The organism is Pseudoalteromonas sp. S3260 (assembly GCF_005886925.1).
In the GTDB taxonomy this organism is placed as follows: domain Bacteria; phylum Pseudomonadota; class Gammaproteobacteria; order Enterobacterales; family Alteromonadaceae; genus Pseudoalteromonas; species Pseudoalteromonas tetraodonis.
Genome location: NZ_PNCV01000079.1, coordinates 18,079 through 28,512 on the forward strand (window position 1 = coordinate 18,079; position 10,434 = coordinate 28,512).

Sequence of the window (10,434 nt, forward strand, 5' to 3'; positions counted from 1 at the left end):
CGCCCAGCGATGCGCCGCATTGAAACTATTCACTTTGTAGGGATTGGCGGTGCAGGCATGGGTGGCATTGCAGAAGTACTTGCTTTTGAAGGTTACCGTATTACCGGTTCAGATATAGCTCACAGCGCAATGACTGAGCGTTTAATTAAAGCCGGTGCTGAAGTATTTATTGGCCATCATGAAAATAACGTAAAAGACGCCAATGTGGTGGTGGTTTCAAGTGCAATAGATAAAACAAATCCTGAAATTCAAGCCGCGCAAGCTGCGCGTATTCCGGTGGTTCGTCGTGCAGAAATGTTAGCTGAACTGATGCGCTTTCGCCACGGTATCGCCATTGCGGGCACCCATGGTAAAACGACCACAACCAGCTTAATTGCGAGCATTTATGCACAAGCCGGGCTCGATCCAACCTTTATTATTGGTGGTTTGCTTAACAGTGCTGGCAGCAATGCTAAGGTAGGTAAAAGTGACTTTTTAATCGCCGAAGCAGATGAAAGCGATGCCTCATTTTTGCACTTACAGCCTATGGTGTCGGTGATCACTAATATTGAAGAAGATCACATGGAAACCTACGGCGGTAGTTTAGAAAAAATGAAAGATACTTATGTTGAATTCATTCATAACCTGCCGTTTTACGGGTTAGCGGTGGTGTGTATTGATTCAGACGTTGCTGCTGAATTGATCCCCCGTTTTGGTCGTCCGGTGATCACTTACGGTGAGTCACACGAGGCTGATTATCGAATGAGTGACTTTAGCCAAACAGCGAACACATGCCAATTTACGGTGACTAATAAACAAGGTGAGAGTTTAACCGCCAAGCTGAATATGCCGGGTAAACATAATGCCCTTAATGCAACCGCAGCGATTGCCGTGGCTAAAGATCAAAATATTGCGAATCATGCAATTTTAGCGGCTTTAGATACTTTTGAAGGTATTGGCCGTCGTTTTCAGCACTACGGTGAATTTGAAAATGAACGCGGCAGCGTGATGCTTGTTGATGACTATGGTCATCACCCGTCAGAAGTGGCCGCTACTATCACCGCAGCACGGGAAGGCTGGCCTGATAAGCGTTTAGTGATGGTGTATCAGCCGCACCGTTATACGCGTACTCGCGATTTATACGAAGATTTTGTTAAGGTATTGGCTGAGGTTGATCAGCTTTTATTACTCGATGTTTACAGTGCTGGCGAAGAGCCGATTGTTGGCGCCGATAGTAAAAGTTTATGCCGTAGTTTGCGCCAGCGTGGCAAAGAGCCATTACATGTAGCCTCAAGCTCAGAGCTTGCGGGCGTACTTGCCAACTGCCTACAAAATAACGACCTAGTGCTCACACAAGGTGCGGGTAACATAGGTCAGCTTGTTAAAAATTTAGCAGCCACGAATATGTCGATAGAAAAATTAAAGCAAGGTGAAGTATGACACAGGTAAATTCCCAGTTTGGTAAAGTGGCGGTGCTGCTAGGTGGAAATTCAGCAGAGCGTGACGTGTCATTAAAATCTGGTCAAGCGGTATTAAATGCGCTGTTAGACGTTGGCATTGATGCGATAGCGTTTGATCCACAAAATCGTTCGTTATGGGAATTAAATGAGTTAAAGGTTGATCGCGTTTTTATTGCTTTACATGGGCGTGGTGGTGAAGACGGCACGGTACAAGGTGCTTTAGAATTTATGAACCTGCCGTATACCGGCAGTAATGTTCTGGGTTCGGCACTGGCAATGGATAAAATTCGTTGTAAGCATTTGTTTAAATCGGCAGGTTTAAGCACTGCACCGTACGCTGTGGTTGATGCTAAAAAAGGCTTTGATGCCAATGCTATTATGGCGCAATTTAAAAAGGTAATGGTTAAGCCATCGCACGAAGGCTCCAGTATCGGTATGGCGCAAGCAAGCTCTGCAGAAGAACTTGAAGATGCGCTCACTAATGCATTTAAGTTCGACAGCCAAGTATTGGTGGAGCAGTGGATAACGGGTCGTGAATTTACCATTACGGTCTTGGGTGATGAAGTACAACCTGTGATTGAAATGAGCACCCCAAACGGATTTTATGACTACCAAGCTAAATATCAGTCAAGTAGTACGCAATATCATTGCCCTGCTGATTTATCACTATCGGATACTCAAAAATTACAAGCGATGGCGCTTGATGCGTTTGATTTAGTGGGTGCAAGTGGCTGGGGACGAGTCGATGCGATGCAAGATGAACAAGGGCATTTTTACTTACTAGAAGTGAATACCGTACCAGGCATGACAGAAAAATCATTGGTGCCAATGGCAGCAAAAGCCAACGGGGCAAGTTTTGAGCAATTAGTTGTTCGCATTTTGGAGCAAACCCTTTAATATGCATCCCTTTTTAGAGAAAGCGCAGCAACTAAAACAGCAACTTAACTGGTCGCTGATTTTTGGAGTGAGTTTTTTTCTAGCCGTGGTGATAGGGTTAATTGAAATAACCAGTGGGGTTTCGCACTGGTTAGTTGAAAATAAAGATGCACAAATTAAGCATTTAACGGTGCTGGGGAACCCTAAGTACACCGATGAAAAAGCAATAACAGCGGCAATAAAAAAAGCAGATTTAAGTAGTTTTTTTGAGCTAAACGTAAAGCAAGTTCAGCATTTAGTACAAGAGCTGCCTTGGGTTGCAACGGTATCGGTAAGAAAGCAATGGCCTGATACCATTCAAGTTTACGTGGTAGAACATCAAGCAGTTGCTCACTGGAATAGTGACTTGCTGATTAATCAAAGCGGTGACGCGTTTGAAGCAAAAAGTGATAAATTAAGTGTCACTTTACCCCAACTATATGGGCCAGAGGGCAGTGAAAAAGAAGCATGGGTAGCGTTTAAACAGTTTGATGAAATGCTCAAAGTCAATGCATTAACGCTCACTAGCCTTGCGCTATCTGAGCGGTTTTCGTGGCAACTTTGGTTAGATAACGGTGTGCGTTTAAATTTAGGACGCAAAGATAAAGCCAAACGTGTACAACGTTTTATAGACGTTTATTCACGTATAGAAAAACGTGCTGATGCACAGATAGATGCAATTGATTTACGCTACGATACCGGCCTTGCAGTGAGCTATAAGCCACTGCAAGAACAGCAATTATAATAAAGAGTAAGGCATGACTAAGTCAGCAGAAAGAAACCTAGTGATTGGATTAGACGTTGGCACTTCTAAAGTAGTGGCCACGGTAGGTGAAATCACCACAGATAACAAGCTCAGCATTGTTGGCGTGGGGAGCCAAGTATCTCATGGAATGGATAAAGGCGGTGTTAACGATTTAAATTTAGTGTCTGAGTCTATTCGCCGCGCTATAGATGAAGCCGAATTGATGGCTGATTGTCGTATTAGCTCGGTTTATTTGGGTATTTCTGGCAAGCATATTCAGTGTCAGAACGAAAGCGGTGTTGTGGCTATTAATAACACCGAAGTAACCGATGAAGACATTGAAAATGTAATACACATTGCTCGTTCAGTGCCAATTTCAGCTGAACGCAAAATGTTGCATGCTTTGCCGCAAGAGTACAGCATTGACATGCAAGAGGGGATTAAAAACCCACTCGGCATGAGCGGTGTGCGCATGGAAGCACGCGCGCACATTATTACCTGTTCCAACGACATGGCTAAAAATATAGAAAAATGTGTTGAACGTTGCGGGCTTGAAGTTGACCAACTTATATTCACAGCGCTTGCTTCGTGTTATTCCGTACTGACGGATGACGAAAAAGAGTTAGGTGTTGCGGTGCTTGATATTGGTGGTGGTACTATGGATATCACTATTTATATTAATGGTGCGCTGCGTCATTCGGCGGTTATTCCGGTGGCAGGTAACCAAGTAACCGGTGATATTGCAAAAATATTTCGTACACCTATATCACATGCTGAGTCACTCAAAGTACAATATGCCTGTGCAAGTAGCCAAATGGCGAGCAGCGAAGACACGATTGAAGTGCCAAGCGTAGGTGGGCGACCAGCAAGACTGATGTCTAGGCACACGTTATCAGAAGTGGTTGAGCCACGTTTTAGAGAATTATTTGAACTGGCGATGGAAGAAATTCGTCGTTCAGGATTAGAAGACCAAATTGCAGCAGGTCTCGTCATTACTGGCGGAACTGCTAAAATGACTGGCGCAATGGAAGTGGCTGAAGATATTTTTCAGATGCCAGTAAGAATAGGTAAACCAATTGGTGTAGTAGGTTTAACTGATTATGTTGATGATCCATCGTACGCAACCGCTGTAGGTTTGTTACAATACGGGCGTACTATGCAGTCGATGAATGCACAAAAGTCGAAAGCGGATGATAATAATAATTGGTGGAACCGCATCACAAAATGGTTTCAAGGCGAGTTTTAGTACTCAAGTCGGAGAGTAAATATGTTTGATATAATGGAACAACACAGCGAAGAAGCTGTAATAAAAGTAATCGGTGTTGGTGGCGGCGGCGGTAACGCAGTTGAGCACATGGTAAAACAACAAATAGAAGGTGTTCGTTTTATTGCAGCGAATACGGATGCACAAGCATTACGTAATTCAGCCGCTGATGTAACGGTACAATTAGGTACGCAAATAACCTCTGGGTTAGGTGCGGGTGCAAACCCTGAAGTAGGCCGTCAGTCGGCTGAAGAAGACGCAGAAACGATTCGTGCCAGCCTTGAAGGCGCCGATATGGTATTTATAGCGGCAGGTATGGGCGGCGGTACAGGGACCGGAGCAGCGCCAGTCGTGGCTAAAATTGCTAAAGAGCTGGGCATTCTAACCGTGGCAGTTGTAACGCGTCCATTTGATTTTGAAGGTAAAAAACGTGCTGCTGCTGCAGAGCAGGGGATTAGCGAATTGTCTGAAATCGTGGACTCGTTAATTACTATTCCAAATAACAAATTACTAAAAGTATTAGGTAAAGGGACAACTTTACTGGATGCGTTTGCTAAAGCAAATGACGTATTATTTGGTGCGGTACAGGGTATTGCTGAGCTAATCACACGCTCGGGTCTAATTAACGTGGATTTCGCCGACGTACGTACTGTTATGTCTGCAATGGGTACAGCCATGATGGGGACTGCATCTGCCTCGGGTCCTGATCGTGCACAAGAAGCAGCAGAAGCGGCTATTTCAAGCCCATTACTAGAAGACGTTGATTTAACCGGTGCTAAAGGTATCTTGGTTAATATTACTGCCGGCATGGATATCGCGATTGAAGAATTTGAAATCGTAGGTAATCACGTTAAGGCGCTAGCGTCTGAAAACGCAACGGTGGTTGTGGGTGCGGTAATCGACCCTGAAATGACAGACGAGCTACGTGTAACGGTTGTTGCAACTGGCTTAGGCGGCGATCGTCGTCCACAGTTTGGTATTGTAGATAATGGCTTTAAAAAAGCATCAGGTTCTGATGTAGCCAGTTCAAGCACGCAAACAAGCAGCAGCATGTATGTTCCTAGCTTTGCAAGCCAAGGCGCAAGCACGACTGAAGAGCCTGACACGACATTGCAAACAGAATCAAAAGAGCAAAGCACATCGACGAGCTCTTCAAGTTCTTCAGCGAATACGTCGTCAAGTAGTGCTAAGAAAACAGATAAATCTGAAGGTGGCGATTATTTCGACATCCCTGCTTTTTTACGTAAACAAGCAGATTAATAAAAAACAGTACTTTTGTGCGAAATGTGAACGAATATTGTAGTTATACCGTATTTATGCTACACTCCGCCGTCTAACTGTAATATATACTAAAGTGAGCGAACCTATGATTAAACAGCGTACGATTGCACAAGTAGTCAAAGCCATAGGAATTGGACTTCATAAAGGTGAGAAGGTCACAATAACTCTCCGACCTGCGAGCGCAAATACTGGGATTGTATTTCGTCGTGTCGACCTTGATCCGGTTGTTGATTTTGAAACAACACCTGAAGCCGTTGGTGATACGCAATTGTGTACCTGTTTAATTAACAAAGATGGCGTTCGCTTATCGACTACTGAGCACTTAATTGCGGCGGTTGCGGCAATGGGAATCGACAATTTAATTGTTGAACTTGATAGCTCAGAAGTACCAATAATGGATGGTAGTGCATTGCCATTCATTTATTTATTACAAAAAGGCGGCATTGAAGAGCAAAATGTTGCAAAACGCTTTATTCGTATTAAAGAAAAAGTACGTATTGAAGAAGGTGATAAATGGGCCGAAGTAGAACCTTACGACGGATTCCACATCGATTTCGAAATTGCCTTCGATCACCCTGCAATCAATGAAAGCCGCCAACGCGTTGGTTTAGATATTACGGCACAAAGCTTTACTGAAGAGATAAGCCGTGCGCGTACTTTTGGCTTTATGAAAGACATTGAATACATGCATGCGAACAACCTAGCACTAGGTGGCAGCATGGATAGCGCAGTGGTACTTGATGAATTTAAAGTTTTAAATCCGAACGGTTTGCGTTACGCAGACGAGTTCGTCAAGCATAAGATTATAGACTGTGTAGGTGACATGTTTATGACAGGTCACAACCTTTTAGGCAAAGTAACCGCATTTAAATCAGGTCATGATTTAAATAATAAGTTACTACGCAAAATTATGGCAACTGAGTCAGCATGGGAGTGGGCAACCTTTGAAACGCCTGTGACGATGCCTGCACCCGGCCTTGAGCTAGCTAACGCCTAATTAGTTAATCACTTATATACAGTTATAAAAAATGACGCTTATTAGCGTCATTTTTTTGTTTGTTAATTAGCTAAACAGCTAAATTACACTCAGGCTTTTATTATCAAAGTCCTAATATAGTTTGCAACTGTTTAAGCTGGGTTACCTGATATGTTGGTTTAATTCCCTCAGGCAAGTTCACGCCAGGATGTTGCAGCCAACAAGTGTCAATTCCCACATTTTGACCGCCAAGAATATCACTGCTGGCGGTATCACCGACCATTAAAATTTGCTCTTTCGGTGGATTACCCATTAAGTTAAAGGTGTGCTCAAATATCTCTTTTGCAGGTTTAGCAATGCCGACTTGCTCAGAAATAACCAACCAGTCAAACATATCTTGCAGCCCTGTATGCGCTAGGCGACGTGCTTGTAACTGAGAAAAACCATTGGTAATAATGCCCAGCTTGGCATGGGGTTTAAGGGCATTTAATAATTCAACGGCGCCGGGTAAAGGCATACAAATTTCGGCCATTGCTGATAAAAAATCATCATTGAGCTGTTGAGCTGGCACATCTAGTTTATTTGCCAGTTCGCTAAAACGAGTTACTTGTAAGTGACTTGAGGTGATCTCGTTGTTTTGATAAGCAATCCATAATGACTTATTGGTGTTTTGATAATGGGCATAATCTGCCTCGGTAAAATCCATGTCATAGGTTGCTAGCATGTTTTTAAGGCCAGCAAAGGCATTAAAGCTAAATAAGGTTTCGTCGGCATCAAATAATACGTAGTTATACTTCATTAAAACATCCGTTATTGATTATATAGAGTGGGATTAAGAAAAGGCGCCATGGCGAGTGTCAGCGCTTGAGTATAGGTACTTTCTCGTGTTGCATGATGATCAGTTAACAAGCCAATAGCACCCCCTTGCTGTTTAATATTGGTGGTATTAAAGGCTTTATCCATCACGTCACCAAGCTCTTCACCTTGAAGCAATGCTTTATAAAACACAGTGGGCAGGGGTAAGTTACTGCTTCGGCCTGTAACTTGCTGTGCGCCATTATCAATAACTACATAGGCAAAGGTTGCCGCACCATAGCTAAATTGCGCTGCACCACCTTCCATCGCCACATAGTAGTCTGCCTGATAGTGGTTTTTACAGTAATTAACGCGATTTTGTGCCCCTAAGCAGGTTTGCTCTTCACCTAAGGGTTGATCGGGTACCTCTGAGGGCGCGTGAACACTACTACATTCGATTACACGCTCAGGAAAATACATCGCAAAAATATGTTTAGCGGCATTGATTTTTACTGGGTTTTTAGACCCAACAATAATTTTAATTGATTGCGACATATTAAACTCGTCATACTTAAAATCAGCAGTGTACGTGAGTTAGGGTTCACAAAAAAGAGTCTAAATAGGAATTTCAGGCGGGGCTAACTTTGCTAAGGCGCGTTTTTTCAAAATAATATCTTTTATTAGAGGCGTGAGCACCAGTTCCATCGCGAGACCCATTTTACCACCAGGCACCACTAAGGTGTTTATACGCGACATAAAACTGCCTTCAATCATCCGCAAATAATACGGAAAATCAACATCATCAATCCCCCTAAAGCGAATCACAACAAAGCTTTCATCAAGGGAGGGGATATCTTTAGCGCTAAATGGGTTGGAAGTATCAACGGTGGGGACTCGCTGAAAGTTAATATGGGTACGAGAAAATTGCGGCGTTATATGATTAATGTAGTCATCCATACTGCGTACAATCGAGTCCATGACTTTTTCACGAGAGTGGCCGCGTTCTGAGGTGTCGCGAATAAGCTTTTGGATCCATTCAAGGTTAATAATAGGCACCATGCCTATGAGTAAATCAACATGTTTAGCAACATCATGATCTTCATCAACTACACCGCCATGTAGACCCTCGTAAAACATCAGATCTGTATTTTGCTCAAGTTCTTGCCATGGGGTAAATGTCCCAGGTAACTGGTTATAAGGCACGGCTTCATCAAAGGTGTGTAAATAACGACGAAGTTTTCCTTCGCCGGTTTCACCGTATTTAGTAAATAAGTCTTCTAAGGCGCCAAAGTCGTTAGCTTCTCGGCCAAAATAGCTAATGTGTTTACTTTCTTGCTGTGCTTCACGAATTTTTTTGTCCATTTCAGGACGTGTATAACGATGAAAGCTATCACCTTCGATAAATGCCGCATTGATATCAAGGCTACGGAAAATATGCTTCACGGCGTTAGTGGTGGTCGTTGTGCCCGCTCCAGATGAACCGGTGATTGCAATAATAGGGTGTTTAGCTGACATGTTTGTTCTCTTTTTTATGACCCGTTAGTTATAAAGAGTTGACTGACTTAGGTCAAGTGACGTCATCAGTAAATAACGTTATCATGAGGTGCTTAAAATTAAAACGAGAGAAAGCATGAAACTGATCAAACCGTTGTTAGGGCTTATAGCTATAAATGCTTTAACGCTAGATATTGCTCAGGCAAGTATGCCTAAAAGCCAAATTTTGCTCGCCGATTTAAATACTCCACATGGTATACGTGTAAGCATTGTTAGTGATAAAACGAGCTATAACAATCAACCCCATTTAACCGACACCGGCCTATACTATACCCGAGAAATAATCAGTAATGACCAGAGTCAAACAGATATTGCGCTTTACAGTTTATCATCAAAACAAACCTCTATGGTCACTGATACGCCACAAAGTGAATACTCGCCCACTTTAACACCGGGTGGGCAGCACTTATCGGCGATTGTCGTTGAAGACGATGGTAAACAAAAGCTATGGCAATATCCGTTGGCACCCGAGTTGGCTGCAAGTCGTATTTTTGATTGGATTGAACCTGTAGGCTACCACGCTTGGGGAAGTAACAACGATTTAGTGATGTTTATTTTAGGCGAACCACACACTTTGCAATATACCTCGGTTGCTGCGGCAAAAGGTGAGGTGGTAGCAAGCGATATTGGTCGCACGCTTATTTATAATAAAGCGCAGGCTGAGTTTTTATTTAGCCATAGTAAACACGGGCAGCATCACCTAGCGCGTTTTGATCCACAAACTAAGCAAGTTACCGATATACTTAGACTGCCAAACCAAGTACAAGATTTCATCTTAAAAGATGAAAATACCATTGCTTACGCAATTAAAAACCGTGTTTACCAGCGTAAATTAACACGCGGCTCTGCTATATCGCAGTGGCTTGATTTAAGCAACTACTGCAAAACGAATATTACTCGAATGAGTTATAACAACGATAAGCTTGCATTTGTCTGCCACGTAACACAATAAAATAAGACTTCATATTGCGTATGCGTTAAGGTTATACATAAATCAACGAATAGGGATAAACATGGCATTTAGTGCAGACGAGTTAACCGAGCAGCTGATCAAACTAGAGTGTAGAAGTAACTTTAAAATAAAAAACATAGCTGAGTATATGCTAGTAAACTCTAAAGAAGCGTTTTATACCCATGCGGAAGCAGGTAAAGGTAAAATTGTGATCCGCCCTGCATTTGAAGTGTTTAGCGATGACTTTACTGATATTGATGGGGTTGTGCGTACTCAAGGCTATTTTCATAGCAGTGAAATGACCCGTTTTCCTACCCGTATTTATAAAAGTACGCAGCCTATTCATTATGGTGTCGCTTTTAAAATTAACTCTGAGCAAGCAGCGAAAGAGTTTATAGCAAAGCTAACGATGATTATTGGCGGTTAATAGACGGGCTAAGGGCTAAGGGCTAAAGGCAAAAGGTGCAAGATAAAATCTTTAACCCTTAACCTCCCCCTGTGTCAGGATAGTTG

At 42.8% G+C, this 10,434-nt stretch carries 11 protein-coding genes; 8 read left to right on the forward strand and 3 right to left on the reverse strand.

Features of this window, described 5'->3' with window-relative positions; genetic code table 11:
- Positions 1-9: 9 nt before the first annotated feature.
- From murC to lpxC, 6 genes are all read left to right on the forward strand, one after another.
- Positions 10-1,419 (forward strand): UDP-N-acetylmuramate--L-alanine ligase, encoded by a 1,410-nt coding sequence (gene murC, locus CWC14_RS13500; RefSeq protein WP_216712925.1) that lies wholly within the window; start codon positions 10-12, stop codon positions 1,417-1,419.
- The gene (locus CWC14_RS13505) at positions 1,416-2,336 is read left to right on the forward strand and encodes a D-alanine--D-alanine ligase (RefSeq protein WP_138563347.1); all 921 of its coding nucleotides are present in this window, start codon (positions 1,416-1,418) and stop codon (positions 2,334-2,336) included. The genes murC and CWC14_RS13505 overlap by 4 nt, the downstream gene beginning before the upstream one ends.
- Before the next feature lies 1 nt (position 2,337).
- Positions 2,338-3,099, forward strand: a complete 762-nt coding sequence (locus tag CWC14_RS13510) for a cell division protein FtsQ/DivIB (RefSeq protein ID WP_138563349.1) — start codon at positions 2,338-2,340, stop codon at positions 3,097-3,099.
- A gap of 13 nt (positions 3,100-3,112) precedes the next feature.
- The gene (ftsA, locus tag CWC14_RS13515; protein ID WP_013464060.1) at positions 3,113-4,345 is read left to right on the forward strand and encodes a cell division protein FtsA; all 1,233 of its coding nucleotides are present in this window, start codon (positions 3,113-3,115) and stop codon (positions 4,343-4,345) included.
- 21 nt (positions 4,346-4,366) lie between these two features.
- Complete coding sequence (ftsZ, locus tag CWC14_RS13520; RefSeq protein ID WP_138563351.1) at positions 4,367-5,623, forward strand: cell division protein FtsZ; 1,257 nt, start codon at positions 4,367-4,369, stop codon at positions 5,621-5,623.
- A 106-nt stretch (positions 5,624-5,729) separates the two neighbouring features.
- Positions 5,730-6,641: a UDP-3-O-acyl-N-acetylglucosamine deacetylase gene (gene lpxC, locus CWC14_RS13525; protein WP_138563353.1), complete on the forward strand. Its 912-nt coding sequence runs from the start codon at positions 5,730-5,732 to the stop codon at positions 6,639-6,641.
- Between the two features lie 103 nt (positions 6,642-6,744).
- Here the strand turns inward: lpxC and yjjG are convergent, their stop codons facing one another.
- From yjjG to CWC14_RS13540, 3 genes are read right to left on the reverse strand one after another with little or no spacing between them, the layout of a single operon-like run.
- Positions 6,745-7,419 carry a pyrimidine 5'-nucleotidase gene (yjjG, locus tag CWC14_RS13530; RefSeq protein WP_013464063.1) on the reverse strand — a complete coding sequence of 225 codons (675 nt, stop codon included), beginning with the start codon at positions 7,417-7,419 and terminating at the stop codon, positions 6,745-6,747.
- An 11-nt stretch (positions 7,420-7,430) separates the two neighbouring features.
- Positions 7,431-7,970: an inosine/xanthosine triphosphatase gene (gene yjjX, locus CWC14_RS13535; protein WP_036956005.1), complete on the reverse strand. Its 540-nt coding sequence runs from the start codon at positions 7,968-7,970 to the stop codon at positions 7,431-7,433.
- 60 nt (positions 7,971-8,030) lie between these two features.
- A complete protein-coding gene (locus CWC14_RS13540; RefSeq protein ID WP_008114793.1) occupies positions 8,031-8,930 on the reverse strand; it encodes a phosphoribulokinase in 900 nt (299 codons plus the stop codon).
- 115 nt (positions 8,931-9,045) lie between these two features.
- Between CWC14_RS13540 and CWC14_RS13545 the strand changes: the two genes are divergently transcribed.
- Both CWC14_RS13545 and CWC14_RS13550 read left to right on the forward strand, forming a co-directional pair.
- Positions 9,046-9,921, forward strand: coding sequence for a TolB-like translocation protein (locus CWC14_RS13545; protein ID WP_138563355.1), 876 nt, complete (start codon positions 9,046-9,048; stop codon positions 9,919-9,921).
- 61 nt (positions 9,922-9,982) lie between these two features.
- Positions 9,983-10,348 (forward strand): hypothetical protein, encoded by a 366-nt coding sequence (locus tag CWC14_RS13550; protein WP_013464067.1) that lies wholly within the window; start codon positions 9,983-9,985, stop codon positions 10,346-10,348.
- Positions 10,349-10,434 lie beyond the last annotated feature (86 nt).

Bases quoted from the DNA above. Each gene is read 5' to 3' on its own strand.
- murC (WP_216712925.1), top strand. From the start codon at position 10: ATGCGCCGCATTGAAACTATTCACTTTGTAGGGATTGGCGGTGCAGGC.
- CWC14_RS13505 (WP_138563347.1), top strand. From the start codon at position 1,416: ATGACACAGGTAAATTCCCAGTTTGGTAAAGTGGCGGTGCTGCTAGGT.
- CWC14_RS13510 (WP_138563349.1), top strand. From the start codon at position 2,338: ATGCATCCCTTTTTAGAGAAAGCGCAGCAACTAAAACAGCAACTTAAC.
- ftsA (WP_013464060.1), top strand. From the start codon at position 3,113: ATGACTAAGTCAGCAGAAAGAAACCTAGTGATTGGATTAGACGTTGGC.
- ftsZ (WP_138563351.1), top strand. From the start codon at position 4,367: ATGTTTGATATAATGGAACAACACAGCGAAGAAGCTGTAATAAAAGTA.
- lpxC (WP_138563353.1), top strand. From the start codon at position 5,730: ATGATTAAACAGCGTACGATTGCACAAGTAGTCAAAGCCATAGGAATT.
- yjjG (WP_013464063.1), bottom strand. From the start codon at position 7,419: ATGAAGTATAACTACGTATTATTTGATGCCGACGAAACCTTATTTAGC.
- yjjX (WP_036956005.1), bottom strand. From the start codon at position 7,970: ATGTCGCAATCAATTAAAATTATTGTTGGGTCTAAAAACCCAGTAAAA.
- CWC14_RS13540 (WP_008114793.1), bottom strand. From the start codon at position 8,930: ATGTCAGCTAAACACCCTATTATTGCAATCACCGGTTCATCTGGAGCG.
- CWC14_RS13545 (WP_138563355.1), top strand. From the start codon at position 9,046: ATGAAACTGATCAAACCGTTGTTAGGGCTTATAGCTATAAATGCTTTA.
- CWC14_RS13550 (WP_013464067.1), top strand. From the start codon at position 9,983: ATGGCATTTAGTGCAGACGAGTTAACCGAGCAGCTGATCAAACTAGAG.